At 61.9% G+C, this 20,158-nt stretch carries 18 protein-coding genes and 1 tRNA gene; 6 read left to right on the top strand and 13 right to left on the bottom strand.

What is annotated here, in order from left to right:
• The first annotated feature begins 33 nt into the window (after positions 1 to 33).
• Positions 34 to 522, top strand: coding sequence for a hypothetical protein (locus ACP15N_RS04805; protein WP_425091077.1), 489 nt, complete (start codon positions 34 to 36; stop codon positions 520 to 522).
• On the opposite strand, the gene ACP15N_RS04800 is transcribed toward ACP15N_RS04805, so the two are convergent.
• The 3 genes from ACP15N_RS04800 to ACP15N_RS04790 are packed head-to-tail and all read right to left on the bottom strand — an operon-like array spanning position 523 to position 3,296.
• Positions 523 to 1,101 (bottom strand): TadE/TadG family type IV pilus assembly protein, encoded by a 579-nt coding sequence (locus tag ACP15N_RS04800; protein WP_425091076.1) that lies wholly within the window; start codon positions 1,099 to 1,101, stop codon positions 523 to 525. It abuts the gene before it with no gap.
• A 15-nt stretch (positions 1,102 to 1,116) separates the two neighbouring features.
• The gene (locus tag ACP15N_RS04795) at positions 1,117 to 1,641 is read right to left on the bottom strand and encodes a TadE/TadG family type IV pilus assembly protein (protein WP_425091075.1); all 525 of its coding nucleotides are present in this window, start codon (positions 1,639 to 1,641) and stop codon (positions 1,117 to 1,119) included.
• Positions 1,638 to 3,296, bottom strand: coding sequence for a pilus assembly protein TadG-related protein (locus tag ACP15N_RS04790; protein ID WP_425091074.1), 1,659 nt, complete (start codon positions 3,294 to 3,296; stop codon positions 1,638 to 1,640). The genes ACP15N_RS04795 and ACP15N_RS04790 overlap by 4 nt, the downstream gene beginning before the upstream one ends.
• Positions 3,297 to 3,827: 531 nt before the next feature.
• Here ACP15N_RS04790 and ACP15N_RS04785 point away from each other — a divergent pair.
• Positions 3,828 to 5,078, top strand: coding sequence for a sarcosine oxidase subunit beta family protein (locus ACP15N_RS04785; protein WP_425091073.1), 1,251 nt, complete (start codon positions 3,828 to 3,830; stop codon positions 5,076 to 5,078).
• Here ACP15N_RS04785 and ACP15N_RS04780 read toward each other — a convergent pair.
• The 7 genes from ACP15N_RS04780 to ACP15N_RS04750 are packed head-to-tail and all read right to left on the bottom strand — an operon-like array spanning position 5,075 to position 11,534.
• Positions 5,075 to 6,007 (bottom strand): AEC family transporter, encoded by a 933-nt coding sequence (locus ACP15N_RS04780; RefSeq protein ID WP_425091072.1) that lies wholly within the window; start codon positions 6,005 to 6,007, stop codon positions 5,075 to 5,077. The genes ACP15N_RS04785 and ACP15N_RS04780 overlap by 4 nt on opposite strands.
• On the bottom strand, positions 6,004 to 6,804 hold the full coding sequence (locus ACP15N_RS04775) for an MBL fold metallo-hydrolase (RefSeq protein ID WP_425091071.1): 801 nt from the start codon (positions 6,802 to 6,804) through the stop codon (positions 6,004 to 6,006). The genes ACP15N_RS04780 and ACP15N_RS04775 overlap by 4 nt, the downstream gene beginning before the upstream one ends.
• A gap of 1 nt (position 6,805) precedes the next feature.
• Positions 6,806 to 7,618: a TatD family hydrolase gene (locus ACP15N_RS04770; protein ID WP_425091070.1), complete on the bottom strand. Its 813-nt coding sequence runs from the start codon at positions 7,616 to 7,618 to the stop codon at positions 6,806 to 6,808.
• Positions 7,619 to 7,657: 39 nt separating this feature from the next.
• On the bottom strand, positions 7,658 to 8,815 hold the full coding sequence (locus ACP15N_RS04765; protein WP_425091603.1) for a DNA polymerase III subunit delta': 1,158 nt from the start codon (positions 8,813 to 8,815) through the stop codon (positions 7,658 to 7,660).
• Positions 8,816 to 8,831: 16 nt separating this feature from the next.
• The gene (gene tmk / locus ACP15N_RS04760; protein WP_425091069.1) at positions 8,832 to 9,449 is read right to left on the bottom strand and encodes a dTMP kinase; all 618 of its coding nucleotides are present in this window, start codon (positions 9,447 to 9,449) and stop codon (positions 8,832 to 8,834) included.
• 6 nt (positions 9,450 to 9,455) lie between these two features.
• Positions 9,456 to 10,625 carry a D-alanyl-D-alanine carboxypeptidase family protein gene (locus ACP15N_RS04755; RefSeq protein WP_425091068.1) on the bottom strand — a complete coding sequence of 390 codons (1,170 nt, stop codon included), beginning with the start codon at positions 10,623 to 10,625 and terminating at the stop codon, positions 9,456 to 9,458.
• A 12-nt stretch (positions 10,626 to 10,637) separates the two neighbouring features.
• Complete coding sequence (locus ACP15N_RS04750; protein ID WP_425091067.1) at positions 10,638 to 11,534, bottom strand: SPOR domain-containing protein; 897 nt, start codon at positions 11,532 to 11,534, stop codon at positions 10,638 to 10,640.
• Positions 11,535 to 11,735: 201 nt separating this feature from the next.
• Between ACP15N_RS04750 and ACP15N_RS04745 the strand changes: the two genes are divergently transcribed.
• Positions 11,736 to 11,825 (top strand) — tRNA-Ser (locus ACP15N_RS04745).
• A gap of 63 nt (positions 11,826 to 11,888) precedes the next feature.
• On the opposite strand, the gene ACP15N_RS04740 is transcribed toward ACP15N_RS04745, so the two are convergent.
• From ACP15N_RS04740 to ACP15N_RS04730, 3 genes are all read right to left on the bottom strand, one after another.
• On the bottom strand, positions 11,889 to 12,875 hold the full coding sequence (locus ACP15N_RS04740; RefSeq protein WP_425091066.1) for a hypothetical protein: 987 nt from the start codon (positions 12,873 to 12,875) through the stop codon (positions 11,889 to 11,891).
• A gap of 102 nt (positions 12,876 to 12,977) precedes the next feature.
• Positions 12,978 to 13,349, bottom strand: coding sequence for a hypothetical protein (locus tag ACP15N_RS04735; RefSeq protein WP_425091064.1), 372 nt, complete (start codon positions 13,347 to 13,349; stop codon positions 12,978 to 12,980).
• A gap of 11 nt (positions 13,350 to 13,360) precedes the next feature.
• Positions 13,361 to 14,002 carry a hypothetical protein gene (locus ACP15N_RS04730; protein WP_425091063.1) on the bottom strand — a complete coding sequence of 214 codons (642 nt, stop codon included), beginning with the start codon at positions 14,000 to 14,002 and terminating at the stop codon, positions 13,361 to 13,363.
• Between the two features lie 231 nt (positions 14,003 to 14,233).
• Between ACP15N_RS04730 and ACP15N_RS04725 the strand changes: the two genes are divergently transcribed.
• The 3 genes from ACP15N_RS04725 (at position 14,234) to ACP15N_RS04715 (ending at position 19,971) form a co-directional block, all read left to right on the top strand.
• Positions 14,234 to 14,851: an RNase A-like domain-containing protein gene (locus ACP15N_RS04725; RefSeq protein WP_425091062.1), complete on the top strand. Its 618-nt coding sequence runs from the start codon at positions 14,234 to 14,236 to the stop codon at positions 14,849 to 14,851.
• A gap of 68 nt (positions 14,852 to 14,919) precedes the next feature.
• Complete coding sequence (locus ACP15N_RS04720) at positions 14,920 to 18,795, top strand: CHAT domain-containing protein (protein ID WP_425091061.1); 3,876 nt, start codon at positions 14,920 to 14,922, stop codon at positions 18,793 to 18,795.
• A 132-nt stretch (positions 18,796 to 18,927) separates the two neighbouring features.
• Complete coding sequence (locus ACP15N_RS04715) at positions 18,928 to 19,971, top strand: hypothetical protein (RefSeq protein ID WP_425091060.1); 1,044 nt, start codon at positions 18,928 to 18,930, stop codon at positions 19,969 to 19,971.
• The last annotated feature ends 187 nt before the right edge of the window (positions 19,972 to 20,158 follow it).

The following is a 20,158-nucleotide window of genomic DNA, read 5'->3' as shown; positions in this document are numbered from 1 at the left end:
GCGCGCGCGGATCCTACGCCAGAAGGAAGAGGCATGTCGCAAACACCCGCCGGGCCAGTCATCGAACTGAAACCCGTGCCGTTGAAACGTTATCTCGCCTTGGCGATGCTGTACCTGCTGACCGGTTTGCTGGCTTGGGTCGCGGTGTTTCAACCACCGGCTGCTCTGGGCTGGCATGTGTTTCTGTGGGGGTTTGCTCTGGCAACGCTGGTCTTGGCCAATGCCACCGGAAAGGCAACAGCCCAGAGCCTTCACCTCCGCGAGGACGGTCTTTTCAGCGCGGATGGTGTGAGACTGGTCGATCTGGCCGATATTCGTGCGGTTGAGCGGGGCGCCTTTGCCTTCAAACCCTCCAACGGGTTCCTTCTGCGTCTCAAGACGAAACAACCCCGGGGCTGGGCGCCGGGGCTGTGGTGGCGATGGGGGCACCTGATGGGTATTGGAGGCGTCACCAACAAGGTGGACGCCAACATCATGGCCGAGACGCTAGCGACCATGCTTGTGCGTCGCGATACGCCTTGATCAGCTGCCTGCCAGCGTGCCGTCGGAGAGTTCATATTCCAGTCGTGGCGAGAAACGCGGGGACGTCACCATGAAGTTGTTGAACTCCAGACCTTCGCGGACGCCCACTGTAAAGAGCGTCTGATAGATCGAGCTGCTTTCCACCAGTATAACATGCTCATTGTCGGTCAGGATGGGCAGTTTTGCCTGCATTTCCAGCATGTCAGCATTTGTCAGGGTCGGCTTTGACCCCGTTGCATACGACCAGTGCACTTCGTACTGGCCCGGGTTGTCGACCCACCGGATGGAGGAGTACCGAAGTTCCGGCAGGCTTCCGAACTTGATGGAGTACTCGTAAAGACCCTTGAGGCCTTCAAGATAATTGCTGTCGACCGGAAACATCTGGCGGGACAGAATATCCCCAACCGTGTAGGTTGCCTTGATCGAGGCGTTGTACTGCCGGAAGCCGTCGAAGAATGCAAAGGCCGCGACGTACCACCAGCAGAGCCAGCACATGGCGAACAGGAATTCGGCGATCACAGCGCCCTTTTCTTCACGGGCGAACCTGCGGAACAGGGGCTTCAGGCGAAACCGGTACATAACACACTCACTCTCTTACGGTTCGGCCACGAAGGCCGATACGGATGTCATCTGGAACGCCCCTGACGGATCTTTGGTCAGTTGCATCCCCAGACCCGTTAGCGGGAACCAGGGATCAACCAGTGCGCACGCCCGCACCAGAACAAGCTTGTTTGATGTGGCTTGCGTGTAGTTCACGACCGGCAGCGTGCCGTTGCCCCGGTTGGCACAGGACGTCGTTGTCGTGGGCCACGTCCAGACAGGGGGCAGAATATCCGTCATCTCCACCACGAGTTCAGCGTGACAATCCTTGATCAGCAGCGCGCGGTTGCAGATCGAGTTCTTCACATCCTGCGAGGACAGCGGGTTGCCGGAACTGAGCCGAACGTCCCGCATCGTCTGATCGAGGGCTCGGTCCAGCATCGTGTACTTCGCCGTCAGCATCGCCAGTTCAAAGGTCGACATGAAGACGGCCATGATCAGCGGGAACACGATGACGAATTCCACCGTCGCGGTGCCGTCCTCGTCCCGCGACCAGAACTTGCGGATACGCGAGATCATAGCGCCAACCTCAGCTGCTGGATCGTGTTTGCGATCGAGCTGAACGCTTCGGAAATCTCGACACCGTTCACATCATAGTAGTGGCTGGGTGAGGTCGCGCAGGCGCTCATCAGGTCCTGACCACGCTGCGGGGCTTCAAACCCGATCGTGAAGATCTGGACGTTCTGATTCTTCAGCAAGGTGCACAGGCTCTTGGTGTAGTTGTCCGCAGAGGTGTTGCCGGCATAGGTATACCAGGCATTGCGATATTTCTGGCGCAGAGACTTCTGACTGTCGTTTTCGACCCGGAAGAAGAACTCGGAGATGTAGCGCACGCTGAAATTCGAGAAGAGGTCCGTGTGGCTCAGCTGCACCGCATCGTTTGCGCTGCTCGGCAGGTTCCAGCGCCACCAGCCGTCTTCCTCGTCATTGCCGTTGGTGTCCTGGTCGGGGCGACGACCGGTATCCCACCATGGGCGATCGCCGTTGTCGGCACGGTTCTCGAAGTAGACGTAGTAGCGATCGTTGTTGGCGGAATACCACACCGGGGACATGGTGCCCTTGAACTCGGATTTCAGGTCATACTGCGAAGTGTTCGCACCGTCCGTCATCAGTACCACGACCTTGATGGTTTCAATGTCATCGTAAGGCTCGGGACGGCCATCGAGGCGCGCATCCAGCACGTTGTTGTTGACGAGGTTGGACACCATGCCTTGCGAATTCGGGTCCAGCAACGCTGCGGCCCACTTCATGCCAAGGTCGGTTGCAGTGTTGCCTTCGGCCCCGAGCGAGCTGATTTTGGCTTGCAGGTCCCCGAGGTTGGTCGACAGCGGCAGGATGTCTTCGGCACCGCTTGTCGGGCACCAGGGCCGTTTCAGCAGGAACTGATCGTTGACTTCGTTCAGGTTGCTGTTGTTCCGGTCAAAGTGCGACAGGCGATCCAGCAGCAGCGACGTGCTGACCGAAAGTGAATTGAAATCGTTGGGCGCAAACCGCACGCAGTTCGAAAACGTCTGATGGTTTTTGACGTTGTACTGGTTGAGCAGGTAATCGGGCGCGCTGACCGATGCATTATACGGAATGATCGATACCGCCGCGAGGCCCGTGCCGTCTGCGGCAAGGTTGTTGTTGGCTTCCATGATGGTGGCCACGAACTCGTTGGCCGCCGTGATCATGTTGGCGTTCTTGGTTCCACGCATCGAGCCGGAGATGTCGAGCACCAGCGAAATCTCGATGTTCTGAATACGCTCCTCGGCCTTGGACTGCGCAAACGCGTCCAGTTCATAAATGCCGGACATGTTCATGAACCACGTCGGAATCTTTGCTTCCACGACCGCGGTGACTTCCTTGTAGTTGAGGCCCTGATCGACATTCACACCCTTGAGGAACTCTGACATTCCGGCTTTCGCGAAATAGTCTTCCACGACTTCCTTCGCACCCTGGGTGTTGTCGAGGTCCGCCGCAGCAAGCACGGCGCGGTCGGTGGTGGATTGTAGCCTGGTGCGCACAGCTTCGTAGCGCATGAGGTCGATGGTCAGGCCACAGACCATGAACATCCCGATGAAGATATATAGTGAGAACGCTGTGAGCGTGCCCTCTTCGGACTGCCGAAAGGTACGAGCGCTTTGGGCAGCGCGCGCGATGAAACGCTTGTAAGAACAAATATGCATCGTCATTCCAGTTACTCTCCCAATCGACACCGAACATCGGAGTCCGCCTAGGACCACCCCTGCTTTTCCCAAATGAATCGGGCGATTGTTTGACTTTTGATGCGACAAACAAGGAATCCGCGCCGAACTGTTAAAACCAAATGAATACAGATGGTTAATCATTGCTGCGGGGTCATGGTTAACCCTTTGTTAATCAACGTAAAATCAATGACTTAGTTGTTTTCATCTCGGAATGCACAACGGAGTGTTTCCACGCCTTGGATTCTGACACCCACCAGCGCCGTTGCTCGGCGCGTGTCGCAATGGCGGTCAATATCGCGGAAACCGGGGGCACCTGACCCGGCGCAGAAACAATGCGCGATGGGGTTTATCCACAGCTGGTCAGCGTACTCGCCACATTTCCGCCACATTGCCCGACGTAATCGGGTTTCTCGACGGAACCGCACCCGTCGCAAAACGGCGGGCTTTTGACGTTTTGCGGGTTCAGATGCCGTGTTTTCACCTGCTAGAGTTCACGCACCGCCGCAGGAGGGATGCATGCGATACTCCGGTTGGGAAGTCATTCGACAGGGTCTGACCGGGAACCGGGGCTGGACCGCGAAATGGCGCACCCCAGAGCCAAAACCCGCCTATGATGCCCTGGTGATCGGTGGCGGGGGGCACGGGCTGGCGACCGCTTACTACTTGGCGCGGACCCACGGGATGACCAATATCGCCGTTCTGGAAAAAGGCGCGCTTGGGCAGGGCAATATAGGGCGGAACACGACAATCGTGCGGGCGAATTACCTGCTGCCGGGCAATTCGGAGTTCTATTCCCACTCCCTCAAGCTGTGGGAAGGATTGGAAGCGGAGCTGAACTACAACGTGATGCACTCCCAACGCGGGATCATCAACCTGTGCCACTCCGACAGCCAGCGCGATGCCTTTGCGCGGCGGGGTAACGCGATGATCAACCAGGGTGACGATGCAATCCTGCTGGACCGCGCCGGGGTGGAACGGATCCTGCCCTATCTTGATTTCGAGAATACGCGGTTTCCCATCTATGGCGGGCTGTATCACCCACGCGGCGGCACAGCGCGACATGATGCCGTGGCCTGGGGTTATGCCCGCGCGGCAGACCGGCTGGGCGTGGACCTGATCCAGAATTGCGAAGTGACCGGCTTCACAACCAGGAACGGCGCGGTCACCGGGGTCGAGACTACACGCGGTCCGATCCTCGCGCCCAAGGTCGGGATGGTTGTCGCCGGGCGCTCAGGGCAGCTTGCGGCGCGTGCGGGCTTGCGTTTGCCCATTGAAAGCCATGTCTTGCAGGCTTTTGTGACCGAGGGGTTGAAACCGGTGCTGGACCATGTGGTGACCTACGGTCGGGGGCATTTCTATATCAGCCAGTCCGACAAGGGAGGGTTGGTGTTCGGCGGCGATCTGGACTTCTACGCCTCCTATGCGCAGCGCGGGAACCTGCCCATGGCCGAGCACGTGATGGAGGCGGCGATGACCCTGATGCCGATGATCGGCAAGGCGAAGGTATTGCGCAGCTGGGGTGGCATCATGGACATGACACCCGACGGCTCCCCCATCATCGACCGGACACCGATCGAGGGGCTCTATCTGGATGCCGGCTGGTGCTACGGAGGGTTCAAGGCGGTCCCGGCCTCAGGCTGGTGCATGGCGCATCTGATGGCCACCGATCAGCCGCATGAGGTCGCGGCCCGCTACAGGCTGGACCGGTTCGAGACCGGGCACCTGATCGACGAGGAGGCGACCGGCAGCCAGCACAATCTGCACTAGGGCAGAAGCGTCAGCCAGACAGCTGTGGTCAGAATGCACAAGGCGGTGCCCAGCAGGACAGAAGTTGCCGCCACGCGCTTGGCCACGCCGTACATGTTGGCAAACACATAAGTGTTCACGCCGGGCGCCATCGCAGCCACAACGACCGCTGCCCGCAGCCCCTCGGTACTCAGCGAAAACACACCGCGCGCCATGCCCCAGACCACGATGGGTTGCAGAACCAGCCCGGTCAGGCAGATGAAAGCAACCTCCTTCAGATCGCCCTCCGGTTTGTACCGATAGAGCACGCCGCCGAGGCCGAACAAAGCTGCCGGCAGGCCCGCGCGCGCGATCAGGTCGATCGCCTCCATCACCACGCCGGGCAGAGTGATGTGGCCGATGTTGGCGACAAAGCCCAGAAAAATACCGATCATGATTGCGTTGTGCAGGATCTGTTTGACTATGTCGGTGAGCGTCCGAAAGACGCCCTTGCCCGAACTGCGCACCATTTCCATCGTCGTGATCCCAAGCAGGTATCCGATCGGCGCATGCAGCGAGATGATCGCGAACACCGGCCCCAGCGAGTCTTCGCCGTAAGCCCGGCTCATGATCGGCAGCCCCAGCAAAAGGGTGTTGGCAAAAAAGCAGCAAAACCCGATGGCCACGGCATCCGTCATCGGGCGACCGAAGATCAGCCGCGCTCCGGCCATCCCGATGAAGAAGCTGGCAACCGTCCCGGTGTAATAACTGACGAGCAGCCGCCAGTCGAAGGTCGCCTGCAGATCAAGGCGCGAGATCGCGGCAAACAGCAGGCAGGGAATTGCGAAATTCTGCGTGAACCGCATCAGCGCGTCGACATTGTCGTCAGAGAAGACTCCGCGCCAGACCGCGGCGTAACCGGCGCTCAGGACCAGAAACACCGGCAGAGTGACTTGCAGCAGGTCGCTCATGAAATGGGGCGGCGCAGCACCATACCGTCATAGGCTGGTGTGATATGGTCCGGCGTTTCGGCCTCCACCGTCACATAATCCAGATCGATATGCATGTTGGTCAACACGGCCTGCTTCGGCGCGAGTGCTTTGATCCATTCCAGTGTCCTGGCCAGGTGTGCGTGGGTTGGATGCGGATCGCGGCGCAAGGCATCGACAATCCAGATGTCGAGATCCCGTAGCGCGGCGCGCGCTTCGTCCGTCAGTTCCGCAACATCCGGCAAGTAGGCGACATCGGCGATACGGAACCCGAGTGCGTCGATCGCGCCGTGGTTCACCTCGAAAGGTTCCAAGCGCAGCACGCCCCCCGGGCCCTCGATCTCGATCGGACCGTCGATCGTGTACATGTCGAGGATGGGTGGGTAGGAACTGCCCTTGGGCTGGACGAACGCGTAGCCGAACCGCGCCATGAGGCTGGCCTGCGTCGGGCTGTCGGCCCAGACACTCAGGCGTTTGCGCATGTTGAACACGATCATCCGCAGATCGTCGAGGCCGTGGGTATGATCCGCATGGGCATGGGTGAAGACAACCGCGTCCAGCGCGCCGACGCCCGCGTCCAGCAATTGCGCCCGCATATCCGGGGAGGTGTCGATCAGCACCCGCGTTGTTCCCCCTGCGCCAGTCCTTTCGACCAAGAGCGAGCAGCGTGTGCGCCGGTTTTTGGGGTTTTCGGGATCGCAGTCGCCCCAGAGCCCACCAAGGCGTGGAACGCCGCCAGAGGATCCACAGCCCAGAATGGTGAACTTCAACTCATCCATATCAGGCCGCCCCTTGCTGCGCGTCCCATGCGGCAGCCTTGGAAAACAGTCTGTCGAAATTGGCGCTGGTCTGCGCGGCGAACGCATCGAGGGTCAATCCGAAGACCTCCGCGCCGGTTTGCGCGGTCAGGGCGACAAAGGCCGGCTCGTTGCGTTTGCCTCGATGCGGAGGCGGCGCAAGGTAAGGCGCGTCGGTTTCGACCAAAACGCGGTCCACTGGTGCGCTTGAGAAAATCTCGCGCAGTTCGGCGCTCTTCTTGAACGCGGCGATGCCCGACATCGACAGGTAGAACCCCAGATCCAACGCGGCTTGGGCAAGGCCAGCACCGGAGGAAAAGCAGTGCATGACGCAGCTATAGGGGGCTGCCTGATATTCCTCTGTCAGGATGCGCGCCATATCCTCATCCGCCGCGCGGGCGTGGATGATGAGCGGTAGGCCGGTCTGGCGCGCGGCCTCGATGTGGATGCGGAAGCTGTCCTGCTGTGCAGCGGCGGTTTCGGACGTGTAATGGTAGTCGAGGCCGGTTTCGCCGATCCCCACGAATTTCGGGTGCTGTGCCAGCGACACAAGCGCCTCGACACGTGCCATCGGTTCATCGGCCACGCTCATCGGGTGGGTGCCTGCCGCGTAGAACACCGGCGCGTGGGCCTCCGCGATCGCGCGTACGATGGGTTCGTTGCGCAGGCGCGTGCAGATCGTGACCATCCGCGTCACACCGGCGGCGTTGGCGCGCGCGATCAGCTGCGGCAGCTCACCTTCAAAATCAGGAAAATCAAGATGACAATGGCTGTCGACAAGGGCGGCAGGCGGCATGGGAGGCTTTCGTTTTCAATGCGGCCACGGTCAGGAGGATCAGGCCGCCGCGGGCCCCGCAGCGGTGGATTGCAGCCCAAGAAACATATCGATCAGAAGCGCAGAAGCGTCAAGGTTCACTGCACGCCCCGCGCGCGCTCGGGGAACAATCTCAGCCCCGGTCTGCGCCCAGATCCGTGCATGAGCGGGTGTCGGGCATAGCCGCGCAAGAAGGGCACCCTCGCCTTGCACAGCCTCTGAGGGCGCGGCACCCATCGCGCCGGTGCGCGCCAGACGGTGCAGAAAAAACTCGGTGAGGGTCAGAAGCAGGTCGAAGCGGTCCTCCGCCCCGCGCGCAGCGGCGCTGTCGGCTAGCTTGACCATGGCAGGGCGGTCAAGGCGCGGCAGGTCGGACAGCAGAGCAATCAGCGCGGCGTACGCCTCGGGCCCACCTGCCTCATGCAGTTGCAGAGCGCGGCCCGCGGAGCCATCTGCCAGCGCAATGAGAGCAGGCAGGTCAGGCGCGTCGTCCTGAAAGGCGGCTCGCAGCGCCTCTGACAGGTCCTGATCTGCAAGCTGCCGGAGGGGCAGCGACCTGCACCGGCTGCGGATCGTCGGAAGCAGCCGCGAGGGCGCGTGGCTAACCAGCAAAAGGACTGTGTCCCGCGGCGGTTCTTCCAACACTTTGAGCAACGCGTTGGCAGCGGCGGTGTTCAGGTCGTCCGCCGCATCCACGATCACGACACGCCGCCCGCCATCTACCGCAGAAAAGTTGAAAAACGACTTCAGGCGACGCACCTCGTCCACCGGGATGTCCTGTTTGAAGCGACCCTTTTCAGCGTCCCAAGGGCGCCGTAGCAGAAAAAGCCGCGGTTCGGACAAGGCCGCCGCGCGGCGCACCGCAGGATGATCAGGGTCGGTATCAAGCGTCCGGGGCGGCGCGGGGGCCAGATCCTCGCCAAACAGGCCGCCCCCTGCATTGCTGCTCTGAAGGGGCCGGGTCAGGAGAAACCTCGCGATACGCCAGGCAAGCGTCGCCTTTCCGATCCCTTCAGGACCCGAGAGAAGCCAGGCATGATGCAGCCGCCCTGCATTGAACGCCTCCAGAAATGCGCGCTCAGCCGCGTCCTGGCCGAACAGGGTTGTCGTTTCGCGCGGGTGGGGCGCGCCGGGCTGGCGGTCTGCCTCGGGGGCAGGGGCCTCTGCGGGCACGTCCATCATTCGCCTGCCTGTGTCAGTGTCGTTTCACCAGTGTCTGCAACACGTCCGCTGCCACGCTGTCGGCATCACGGGTGCCATCAATCACGACACATCTTTCGGGGTATTCTTCGGCAAGTGCAAGAAAGCCCGCGCGCAACCGCATCTGGAAATCCAGGCCAAAGTCTTCGAACCGATCCTCGCCACTGTCGCGCGCAAGGCCCCGCCGCAACGCTTCGGCGGGGTCCATGTCGATGATCAGGGTCAGATCGGGTTCCGTGCCGATCACCTGCGCATGCAGCGCGTCAACCAGTCCGCGTAAGTCGCCGCGCGTGGTGCCCTGGTAGACGCGGGTGCTGTCGGCAAACCGGTCCGTGATCACGTCGCGCCCGGCGGTCAGCGCGGGAGCAATCGTGCGCTCCAGATGATCCCGCCGCGCCGCAGTGAACAGCAGGATCTCGGTCTCCGGAGACCAACGGTCCGGATCGCCCGAGACCAACAGCGCGCGGATGTCTTCTGCCCCAGCGGACCCGCCCGGTTCCCGCGTCAGAAGCGGGTTGTGTCCCTGCGATCGCAAACTGTCCGCAAGACGTCGCGATTGTGTGGATTTGCCGGACCCGTCGATCCCTTCGAAGCTGATGAAACGTCCGGTCACGAAGGGCTATTGCGTTTCGACCTGGGCTTCATCATCTGCCAGAACCTCGCGCAGCAGCACTTGTGCGGCAGCCTGCATCCGTACCAGCGCTCCGCCCTTTTCGACGGCTGTTTCAGCGACGAGCGGGAAGCGGCGCGGCTCCATCTCCGGGCCCTTCACGACGAGTGTCGCAATCTCCTGTCCGGCGGCAATCGGGGCTTCCAGCGGTGTGTTTGCCTCCACCTCCGTGGTCAGCGAACCGGTTGCAAGCAAGGGAACGAGTGGGGCGATCGTTTCAGGGGCCACTGCCCCGACACTGCTCTGAGCGCCAACCCAGACAGGTAGATCGGCGAGCCTTGTGCCCTCGCTCGCCAGCTGCCTTTGCACGAATTGCCGGAAGGCCCAGCTGACAATGCGTTCGGATTCCTCCGCCCGCTCGCGCTCGCTTTCCAGTCCGGTAACAACAAAGACAATCCGACGCGCCCCTTGTTGAGCCGATCCGACCAGTCCATACCCGGCCTCCTGGGTATGGCCGGTCTTCAGACCGTCAGCCCCGATCCCGAGGTTCAGCAAAGGGTTACGGTTGTACCGATTCTTGGGTGCACGCTCGTCAAAGCCCCATTCGGACAGCGCGAAGTACCCATAATACTGCGGATAATCCTCGATGATGCGCTCGGTCAGGATGGCCAGATCCTTCATGCTCATCCGGTGGCGCGGATCCGGCCAGCCGGAGGCATTTGCAAAGGTCGACTGGGTCATCCCGAGCGATTGGGCCTTTTCGGTCATCAACCGGGCAAATGCGTCTTCGGTTCCGGCGAGGCCTTCGGCAACCACCACGGTCGCGTCATTGCCCGATTGCACGACAATGCCCTTGATCAGTTCTTCAACGGTCGGGCGGTCGCGCTCTGTCAGAAACATCGTCGAGCCGCCCTTGGCCATTGCCTTGGCGGACACTCCGAACCGGGTGTCCAGGTCGACCGAGGGGTTCTTTTCCAGCGCGTCGAACAACATGTACAGCGTCATGAGTTTCGACATGGACGCGGGCGGCAGAGGGATCTCTGCGTCTTTGGACAACAGGACCGTATCGGTGGTCAGGTCTACGACATAGGCCGCACTCGCGCGTGTCTCAAACGCCGCGAAAGCCGGTTGCAGGCCCGCCACAAACAGCGCGCACAGGCCGAGGATCAAACGTTTCATCTCACGTGCCTCTTAATTCGTGACGAAATAGGCGTCGGTGAAGCCCAGAGCACGCACACTGGCCAGAGCCTGGGCGCGCGCTTCGATCGTCGGAGCAGGGCCAACGATGACCCGGAAGAACTGTTTACCCTGGGATTCTTGCTCAAGTGTTTCCGCAGCCAACCCGGCGTCCGACATCTGCTGGGTCGTGCGACGCGCGTTGGCTTCTTCGCTGAATATCCCGATCTGGATATAGGGCTTTTCAAGCGAGGACGCGACCGGCGCCGGGGCTTCCAACGGGGTTGTTTCGACGGGTCCGGCGGTGGCGGATTGCGGCAGCGCGCTGTCGAAGTCGATATCGCGCCCCTCTGACTGGGCAATCGCGGCGGCCGCAACGGCGGCCGGATCGATCCCTGCCGGTTCCGGCTCCGGTGCCGGGGCAGCAGCGGCGGTTGCGGCGGCTTCGGCTTCCTGCGCCGCGCGCTCTGTGACGACCTTTCGCAGGGCGACAACTTCCAACTCGGTCGGCTGACCCGCAAGGATGTTTAGCGCCGCCGCGGCATCGGAAGAAACTTGGAACCGTGGTCCGGGGTTGTCGCGTTCGCGCCGGAACAGCGCGCCGATCACGAACGAACCGTTGGCCTGATTCCGGATCACCACGCGCTCGGGATCGGCCACCTCGGGATAGGCGACCCAGACACCGCCAAGCGAAGGACGTCCATCCCACAGCCCGGTATCGGAGACGCCGAACACCTCCGGGGCTTCGGCTTCGATCGTCTGACCGGTCGTTTCGGTCTGAACGGGCGTTTCCCCGCTTTCGGACGCTGGCGGAGTCTTCAGAAATTCGAAAGGATCCTGCCCCTCACACGCGGCCAACACGACACATAGCGTGCCGAGTAGCAGAGCGCGTCCTGCCGTGTGTCTACCCATAACCTGCTCCCGCAGTGTGCCTCTGAAAGGGTGGACCTTCTGCGAGGTCCGTTTCCCCGGCGTTTCCGCCATTCGTAAAATAGTCTTACCGTGTTGTCGGCAAGTTGCAAAGACATCCGCCCGCTTCTGCGATTATCTGCTGCAAGTTGCGGCACATTTGTCTTGTTCCCGGATAGTCGGAGCGCTACGAACAGGCCCACCGGAGAGGTGGCAGAGTGGTCGAATGCGGCGGTCTTGAAAACCGTTGACCGTGAGAGCGGTCCCAGGGTTCGAATCCCTGTCTCTCCGCCACCCGGCTTTGCGCGACCATCAGACCCTTGCCGAGCGGCACGCGCTTTGCAGTTCCGCGACGGCTCAGGCCGCCGTAACAACGTCCATGGGCAGAAACCGCACATGGACGCGCTCGGGGTCTGGCGCCTGATGGGTCTGCAGGACAGCGCCGGCGATCCGGCTCAGGACCTGCAAATCGAAGGTCGACTGGCTGGCATCGAACAGGTCGGTCAACGAATGGTGTGCGGGGTCCAGCCCGCTTGGCCAGTTCACGATCACCACCTGGCGTAATCCGGGGTCCGGTGGGGCATTGACGACCGGGCTTTCAAACATCTCACCGGGTTCCAGCGTCTCGCCCCGTTCCAGTCCGAAAGCCTCGTTCGCGACCTGCACAACGTCTTTGCCTTCGCGGTTATGCAGGATCAGCATGTGACCTGCCGTCAGCGGGGCGGTCAGCAGCCGGTATGCCTCCCCCGCGCGGATCTTGCGGGGGCGTGTGTGGGGATTGGTTGCGGGCTGACGTGTGGTCTCGTGCCCATCGACCATCGCGAGGTTCTCGAGACCGCTGCGTTCGTACTCTACAAATATCTCAAGCCGGGTGTGGCGCACGAAGATGTCGAACGGGTTCTGATGGTCCTTGAGTTTCTCGCGAATGATTGCGTCGAATTCCGCGGCGGAGTACTTCACCCGGCGTGCGGCAGAGCCTTCGTCAAAGTCCAGCCACGCGCAACATTCCATCAGGCCGATGTTGTAGAGCCCGAGGATACCGTGCAGTTGCTTGAGATCCCGGCTTACCAGATCGCGCTTGCCGTGAAGCTTGCGAATGAAATACGTCTCCCCCTCCAGACTGGCAGCGGGGTTGCGCGCGGCCCATTCCTGCCGGAGCCATTGATCTCGGTCGATATTTTTTGGTTTTGAGCTCAGGAGCCGCGCTGCAACGTCAATGTGGTCGCGCAGATCGAACGATCCGAGGGCTTCGCTGGGGCGTCCCTTGCGGGGTGGGGCATTGGGGGCACGTGCCGCTGCGTTCAGCGGGTTGTTTTCGGATGTGTGAGGGCACGTGCTGTTCATGGCGCCAACCTAGCAAATAAACGCCGGCTGACAACAACTCAGGCCCGCGTCGCGGGGTGCGGCGCGGGCCCGATCGGGTTGGTGCTTTTCCGGATGGCGCGATCAGAACCCTCCGGGCGTGAAACGCGGTCCTGCCCGCCCGAGGGTCGATGCCCCCGCTTTCCCCCCGGCGGAGCCCGTTGCGCGCCCGGTTGTCGAGCGTTGCGGCCCCAGGGGTTTGCGTGCAGCGCCATTGAACGTGGGCTTGAGCGCCGGAGGTTTGCCAGACGCCGCCCCGTTGAACTTGGGCGAGACCGGGGCCGGACGCTTTGCAGCGCCGTTGAACCTAGGGGTGAGGTTGGGTCCCTTGGCGGCCGCATTGAAGCCGGGTTTCAGAAAGGGCGGCTTGGCGGAGGCCGCCCCTGTCGCTGCCAGGAGCGCAAGTGTGGTTGCAATGAGAACGACCGAGGGAAGAGGAGATTTCAAGATGTTCATCACGCAGCGCCTCAATAGGTATATACGAACGTGCGAATGCCGCCGTAGGTCTGCATGAAGGCATCAGGGTCCTCCTGCGCCAGCAACATCAGGTTCTTCGCATCATGCCCGGCATTCGCCGCGATCCGGGCGAACGGGCTGGTGTTCTGGATCATGCCTCGGTTGAACGCGGTGATCTCCTTGAACGGGTTGAACTCGCCCCCGTTCATCTGCCGTTTGCGCTCTTGGCCCATGTTGATGAACGCATCGAGGACACCTTTCAGCGCGGCCTCTCCGGCCGGTTGCATGAGCGAGGGATCGGTCATGAAAATGCCGCGTGCGACCGGCGCAAGTTCGGGGTCGAGCGCCACGTCAGCATGCTGCCCGATACGGAACCACACCTGAGGTTCGTCAAATGCAGAGATGATCTTCATCAGGTAGTGCATCGTTTCCACCTTTGATTTGCCGGTGGCGCGCAGATCACCGTGGTAGAGCGCGGTCATCAGCTGCGGTTCACGGAAATGCGCGAAGGCCGGGTGAACGGCACCCTGGCTGGTCTGGGTTTGTGCGCTGCCGGGGATAAACGCGGTCTGCGCAGTTGCCGGCGTGAAAGACGCGAGCGAAATACCGATCGCCGTTGCGGCGGCCAGAACGGAAAATGTCGGTTTGGTCATTGGGTCTTCTCCTGTTTGAAACGGACAACAGTGCCGTTGCCTGCCTCTACATCGGACCTCTAAGCCACGGTTTTCAAATCTGAAATCTGGACGAAATGGGAAGTAATTGGGTCAGGGGACTTATCTGCCATTTAATCCCGGTCGCAGGCGTTTTGATGCCATTCCGTGTGGCTGCTGTCGCGCGGCAATCCCGCCTTAATGAGGTGCATACGCTCATTGAAGGAGACGATCATGAAGACGATTTATACCCTGGCAACTGTCGCACTGCTGGCCGCGACTGCCTCCGCGGCTGCTGACTATGCGACACCGAATGCCGCGCAGATCAGCAAGATGGCGCGTGCGCAATGGGTCGGCAAGGAACTGTCCCGCGTTGCAACCCACAGCAAGACCCATATCGGGCAAAGCAAGTCGACCCTGAAGTCCGCTGCAAACCAGAGCGGCAAGATCAAGAGCAGTTTCACCGACAAGAAAGCGGCGGTTAGGGCGACGCAGAACATCATTCGCGGCGAAAGCAAACAGATTGCACAGTGGCTCAGGTCATCGAAGGGCAAACCGGGGTCTCGGTTGACGCTGGGAACGCAAGGCTCCAGGCCCCTGCAAGGCATCAATGCCGGAGGCGGACGCATCGGTACGGCTGCGGTGCCCGGCGGCAGACCGATCCCGTCTTACGGCGCGCGCGTCGTTCTGCAACGCGACCCCAAAAGCAAACTGGGGTTTCGGATTCACAATGCCTACCCCGTTGTGGCCCGGTCCACAGCCAAGCAGCTCAAGACGTTTCGCGGAACACCGGCTGGACGTATCGGGGGCGAGTTCCGGCGCGTAATGCCACCACCCCGTGGCCGCCGCTGAGTTTCGGCTGACCTGCCAGTGCAAATCGGGTAAGGCTGGACAAGGCGGCGGTGATCCTGAGGGTATTTGTGTCTGATTTTATTGCGCGTATCCTTGAGCGACCCGAGAAGGATGTGCCGGTTTTCCTGGTATCTCTGACGGAGGCTGAACGCCGAAGCGCACGCGATGATCTGCTGCGAGAGGGGCTGACGACCCGGGACGAGGCCGGGCAAAGGCGGTTGGTCACTGTGTCCACTGCGCTTGAGCTGTCTGTGAAGGCTCCCGGGGCGGATCCGGAGCAGGTCAACGCGCTTATCTGGCCAAAAGACCAGTCCTTCGACATGGACCCTGCCGCCCTGCTGGACGCCTCTGCCGGGTGGTCGGACGTGGTCACGGGCGCGCGCCTCGGCGTTTTGCAACTGGCACGCGCGACACAGATGAAACACCTGGCCCAAACATCACCGCCAGCGCAGGCAACGGACCTCTGGGCCGAGGCAATCGGCCTGTGCAACGGCGTCGCGGAAAGCGCGGACGTGCCGGCCCTGTTGGCGGATGCGCGGTTTCTGGAGGCAGGTTTGCGCGTGGACCGTGCAGCAAGCGGCATGTCGCAGGACGCACCCAAGGACATTGACGAGGCCGTCGCCGCCTATGAAGAACTGCTCGTCACGTGGAAAATCGAGACACATACCCGCGACCATATCCTGGTACAGAGCAACCTCGCCTCGTGTTTCCAGCAAAGAGCCTCGCGCACCAGTGGCGCGGCTGCCGATGCGGCCATGACGCAAGCCATTGCGCTTTTCGAAGAAACCGTTCGTCTGGCGAAGCGGCATGAGCACCTGCAGATTGCGGCAAACGCGCGCTTCAGTCTGGCCGTGACGCTGTTCACCAAGGCGCAACACGAAGATGGCGCTCTGCGCGACGCGTCGCTGACCGCGGCTATCGAAAGCTTCGAGGACCTGCGCGAGATCTGGGGCGGAGACGAACATCGCGGCGCGCGGGTCAAGGCGATGGTGAACCAATCGGTGGTCCTGTCGCACCGAGGGCGCACGCGGACCGCGCAGGGCGGATTGCAGGACTTCGAGGCCGCGGCCGCGCTTTGTGCGCAAGCGATCGAGACGTTTCGCACCCCGGGAAACGAAGGCGATCTTGCGCGGGCATGGACCCATCGCGCGAACGCCTTCTGGTCGATGTCGCGCCGCAAGGCAGGCACGCCGGCGCGTCAGGATCTGGAAGTTGCACATGCCGCGCATCGGGAGGCCGAAAAAATCTGGATTCGACTCGGCGCGCGCGGGGAACATGCCGATTGCCTCATGGATCAGGCGATTGTGCTCAGTAGCATGGCCGAGAGCGAGATCGGCTATGAAGCACTCAAGATGTTCGACAAGGCGCTGGCCGTTTTCGGCGAAGCCTACGAAACGAAGCAGGAGCTTGGAGACACATTCGGCGCGGCGCGCGTTGCACGCAACCTAGCGACCGCCTGGTTCGAACGTGGCGAAAACACCAGCGGGGCACAGGCGCGCGCAGATCTGACCCGCGCCATTGACTACTATGAAAAAGCCGCCGCGCCGTTTGATCGCGACACGGATAGCGCCATGGTGTCCGAAATCGAGGCAGAGAAGGCGGGCGCGCTTTTGACCAGGGCTCAGCACCAGACGGGTGCCGCGCAACTCAGCGACCTGGATGCCGCGATCTCACTTCTTGAGCAGCGTCTGGCGCAATTGCAGATGCCGCAGGATGCGTCGCCCATTGCCTCTTTCTCGTTCAACTGCGGCATGGCCTACGCGCAGCGCGCCAAACGCTTGCCGCCGGACCGGCACGCGCCGGTGGCCGTGGACGGTCCTGACGCGCGCCGTGCAGCAGAGCTTTACGAGATCGCGCTCGATGTTTTCGCAGCGCCCGAGGATGCCGTGCGTGCGTTTGATCCGCTGGTGGCGCTGGCCGAATTGCTGGTCTGGCAGGCAGAGAATGGTCTGTCCGCGTCCGACCGGCTTTTGCAGCGTGCCGTTGATGCTGCTGCGCGCGCAATGCAGACCTATGATGTCCTTTTGGACCCGCGCAGATGGCTGAACGCCGCCGAAGTGCACTGCCATGCACTTTTCGTCGCTGGTCACAGCGCGGCTGAGGGCGCTCTGCGACAGCTGCTGGACCAGGGCAACCGCCTTGTGATTTCGCTGCCGGACACCGACGGGCAGGAAACTGCCCTTCGGGCGCTTTCGGGGGTGGGTGATCGCCTTGCCGTGCTGCGCGCGCGCCGGGGTGACCTTTCCGGAGCATTCGCGGCGGTCGGGCAGGGGCGCTCGATCCGCGCCACGCGCGACATTTCTCTCAGACGCGCCGGAGACGCCATTTCCGAGCTCCGGGACGAGATGCTTTCTGCGCGTACGCAGGTGCAGGCGCTGGACCGCATGCGCGAAACGACCGGGAAAGACACTGGAAACGTATCCCGAGAGTATGACAGCGCGCTGGACACCCTCAAGCAAAGACAAGTCGCGCTTGAAGCCGCCTTGGTTCAGCATGCTGACGGCACGACGGCGCAGGCATTGGACGGTCTCGATGCGCTCGCGTCGTCCCTAGCGGAAGATACCGCATTGGCAGTGCCGCTTCTGTCTGAAACCGGCGGGGGGGTATTGCTTGCGGCCAACCCCGCAGATGGGCCGTGCGCGCGGTTTCTCGAGTTGCCCGGATTGACCCGGCAGGCCGTGGAGCGCCTGTTGGATACGCCTGGTGCGGGGTGGATGGATGTCTATGCCACGACCTTCGCGGATACCACGCAACAGCTTTGGGATCCGGCACAGCCCGGTGCGAGTGCGTTCATGGCAGCGCTTGACGTATTGCTTTGCGATCTTTGGGACATTCTGATGGGGCCGTTGCAGCGCGCAGTCGGGGAACTCTTGCCCGGGGTGGTACGCGGGTCAGTTGTCCTTGTGCCGCCCGGCAGGTTGGCCGGCCTGCCGCTTGGGGCCGCCAAACCTGCGCCCGGGTCGGGCGCGCGCCCGTTTCTGGCCGATTGGGCCGTCGCCTATGCCCAGAGCCCGGCTGCCTGGTTGGATGCGACACGCATGGCCGAGCATCGAAAAACAGGCACACAGCGGTTGCTCGCCGTCTCTGACCCGACCGAAGATCTGGCCGTCGCGCGGACCTATGCGCTTGTGGATGGCACATGGCGCCTGACCCGGCGGCTTGGGTCGGATGGACGCCCGAAGATGCAAGATGGATGGGAGGCGCCGGGATGGTCACTGTTTTCTCCGAACCAGAGGGTGGAGCTTGCGCAGCGCGATGCGACCATCCCAGCCGTTTGCGCCGAAATCTCGGGCGCGTCCCACGCGGTCTTTTTTTGCCACGGCGGCTGGGATCGGGACCGCGGCAGCGGCTCTGGTCTTTTGATGGCCGGCCCATTGGCTTCGGAAGAGGCCGCATCAGCAGCGTGGCCGGGTGATATGATGACCCTGTCGCGCATGGAGGAGTGTGCTGCCGACCTTTCGAGCTTGCGCGTCTGCGTGCTTGGGGCATGCGAGACAGCTCCTGTTGGGCTGTCTCTGCCGGATGAGTTCAATGGGTTCGCCTATGCCTTGTCCCTTCGGGTGCCTATGGTCGTCTCGACCTTGTTTCCCGTGACGCCAACCGCCACGGCCCTTGTTTTGAACGCCGCGCTGATCCTGCATCTGGGTCCAGCGAAATACGCGATGCCGCTGGCGCTGGCGCGCTCACAGTTGGCCGCCGCTCTGGGCGGCGATGCGGCGCTGCGGTTCATTCTGGAAACCGGGGCAGAGCCAGCTTCGCCCAAAGCGTTGATCGTGCGGTCGCCGGACCCTGCAGCGGTTCCTGTGCCCATCGCGCGCGCAGCGGAGCCGACGATGCGAAACTCCGGCGATGGTGCTGCGACAGAGGACGTCCTGGTCCTGGACCGCCATCCATTTTACTGGGCAGCCTATGTCGCCATCGGTGTTGCGCCCGCAGACCTCTAACGCGCCTGAATTCTCCGTTAGGGATTTCTTTACCTTTAATTCACGTCGCCACTTCATTTCTTGGAATTTCGTTTTCTTCCGAAAATCAGGCGTTTCTCGGAGCATGGGACCATGTTGAAAAAGGAGATCGCCATGAACGTGCATTCACTGCCAGAACCTGCAGGGCTCGCCGATCGCTTGCGGAGGAACCTGTGCGCGCCGGTCCTGACGGATGCGGACCTCAAGCCCGCTCTGTCGGCACCCGATCCCAAGATCGCGGCGGGTCGGATCGCGGAAGGACTGGCCAGTGTGGCCACCAATGCAGCCGCTGCCGAGGCACAGAGCCATATAGACCGGATCAAGCGGGACGAGGCACGCACCACCGAAAAACTGACGCCGATGCTGGAGTTGCTCAAGACGTATTTGCGCTACGAAGTGCGCTATGAATGCTCCGGCGTGAAAGTCTACCGTCTGCCCGTTGGGGACCGGATCAAGGCCGGCTTCGAACTGCTGCTGAGCATCGCAGCGCTCGTCATGGCGGTCTACGTCGTGGCGGCCTTCGTCAAGGGTTCGACCTTTAGCCTGGAACTGAGTGGCTCCTGGCTGCGGTCGATCGGTTACGCCTTTCCGGTGGTCTTGGCGGCAACCGGGATCGCCGCGTTCGTGGCCTTCGAACCGGATCTCGACAAGCTGCGGCGCATCGGAAAACGTATCGTGCTTCTGGCGGTCACATCCTTTGTGGTCTGGGCGCTGCTGACCGGCTGGCTGTTCATCGGGCTCGAAGGCACCGAAGAGGCGCTTTTCTCCATGGATGAGGAAGAGTCCAGCCTGATGGAAACCCTGTTTCCGACCTCCGCACTGGGGACTGCCTTGCTGCTGACCCACGTGCTGTCGGATGTGCTGTTCTCTGCGGCGCTTGGCATCCGCGCTGTGTTGCGGACACGCACGGAAAAGGGCCGCGTGCGCGATGTTCGGATTTGCGAGGATTACACGCTGACCGAAAACCTGATCAAACCGCTCGAAGCCCGGCTGGATGATCTTGCGAGGGAGCGTGCCGGGTTCGAGGCGGTTTTGTCGGACACCCAATCGATCCGCGAAAAAACAGTGGAAGAGGCCCACGCCCGCATCGCCCATTTGCAACGGCAGCGGGATGCCTACATGGCCGAAGCCGAAACGAGGTTCATCCAACTCGCCTGACGCCCTCCTGCAAAACCGCGTGAACGGCCCGGGTCCTCCGGGCCGTTTTCGCGTCGGATGGGGCGATTGCCGATTTAAGTCCCATTTATTCCAGCCGCCCAAGACTTTGATCAAGTTTGGTTTTCTGGAGCCCTACGCCCGCGTCGCGCATCCTGATCCCGAAGCAGAAACCCGACAAAGGAGTAGT

The organism is Tropicimonas sp. S265A (assembly GCF_049800835.1).
GTDB lineage: Bacteria > Pseudomonadota > Alphaproteobacteria > Rhodobacterales > Rhodobacteraceae > Dinoroseobacter.
The sequence above is the reverse complement of the archived record's forward strand: the minus strand, read 5'-3'. Positions and strand labels throughout refer to the sequence as shown.

Coding starts and splice junctions, on each gene's coding strand:
- ACP15N_RS04805 (WP_425091077.1), top strand. CDS start 34: ATGTCGCAAACACCCGCCGGGCCAGTCATCGAACTGAAACCCGTGCCG.
- ACP15N_RS04800 (WP_425091076.1), bottom strand. CDS start 1,101: ATGTACCGGTTTCGCCTGAAGCCCCTGTTCCGCAGGTTCGCCCGTGAA.
- ACP15N_RS04795 (WP_425091075.1), bottom strand. CDS start 1,641: ATGATCTCGCGTATCCGCAAGTTCTGGTCGCGGGACGAGGACGGCACC.
- ACP15N_RS04790 (WP_425091074.1), bottom strand. CDS start 3,296: ATGACGATGCATATTTGTTCTTACAAGCGTTTCATCGCGCGCGCTGCC.
- ACP15N_RS04785 (WP_425091073.1), top strand. CDS start 3,828: ATGCGATACTCCGGTTGGGAAGTCATTCGACAGGGTCTGACCGGGAAC.
- ACP15N_RS04780 (WP_425091072.1), bottom strand. CDS start 6,007: ATGAGCGACCTGCTGCAAGTCACTCTGCCGGTGTTTCTGGTCCTGAGC.
- ACP15N_RS04775 (WP_425091071.1), bottom strand. CDS start 6,804: ATGGATGAGTTGAAGTTCACCATTCTGGGCTGTGGATCCTCTGGCGGC.
- ACP15N_RS04770 (WP_425091070.1), bottom strand. CDS start 7,618: ATGCCGCCTGCCGCCCTTGTCGACAGCCATTGTCATCTTGATTTTCCT.
- ACP15N_RS04765 (WP_425091603.1), bottom strand. CDS start 8,815: ATGGACGTGCCCGCAGAGGCCCCTGCCCCCGAGGCAGACCGCCAGCCC.
- ACP15N_RS04755 (WP_425091068.1), bottom strand. CDS start 10,625: ATGAAACGTTTGATCCTCGGCCTGTGCGCGCTGTTTGTGGCGGGCCTG.
- ACP15N_RS04750 (WP_425091067.1), bottom strand. CDS start 11,534: ATGGGTAGACACACGGCAGGACGCGCTCTGCTACTCGGCACGCTATGT.
- ACP15N_RS04740 (WP_425091066.1), bottom strand. CDS start 12,875: ATGAACAGCACGTGCCCTCACACATCCGAAAACAACCCGCTGAACGCA.
- ACP15N_RS04735 (WP_425091064.1), bottom strand. CDS start 13,349: ATGAACATCTTGAAATCTCCTCTTCCCTCGGTCGTTCTCATTGCAACC.
- ACP15N_RS04730 (WP_425091063.1), bottom strand. CDS start 14,002: ATGACCAAACCGACATTTTCCGTTCTGGCCGCCGCAACGGCGATCGGT.
- ACP15N_RS04725 (WP_425091062.1), top strand. CDS start 14,234: ATGAAGACGATTTATACCCTGGCAACTGTCGCACTGCTGGCCGCGACT.
- ACP15N_RS04715 (WP_425091060.1), top strand. CDS start 18,928: ATGAACGTGCATTCACTGCCAGAACCTGCAGGGCTCGCCGATCGCTTG.